At 61.5% G+C, this 379-nt stretch carries 1 protein-coding gene; it reads left to right on the plus strand.

The genetic code is table 11. From position 1 onward, the window contains the following. The coding region (locus IAE50_RS25740; RefSeq protein WP_200581701.1) for a hypothetical protein at positions 1-379 on the plus strand (379 nt) is incomplete at both ends.

Here is a 379-nt window from a genome sequence, read left to right on the forward strand (position 1 = left end):
GGCGCTGGGCCGTATCGGCAGCACCTGGCGGGAAGACCGCTCACTCTTTTCAGTGGAGCAGCAGACGGTCACCGGTGGGTTTGAGCACAGTGGTATCGCCGGCAATGACGCCTCACCCATCCGGTGGTCCGCCACTACCCGTCTCTGTAACGACGGCGCGGGCTTCTTCCCGCAGACCGGCATGATGGTGTTGCCCCCGGCGTTACTCGAGATAAAGGACGCTGCGCCAGCTCCGGAGCGTTTTGTTGCCCGGATCATCGTGCAGGGGACGACTACGGATGACCGGGGCACTATGGCCAACCTGCTGCAGAAGGCGATTTTTAAAATGAACTGCGGGAGCGCGGAGGACGTTGAAGTTAACGGTGATGCCGGTTACGGA

The sequence above is a fragment of the Kosakonia sp. S42 genome (assembly GCF_016624785.1).
GTDB lineage: Bacteria > Pseudomonadota > Gammaproteobacteria > Enterobacterales > Enterobacteriaceae > Kosakonia > Kosakonia cowanii.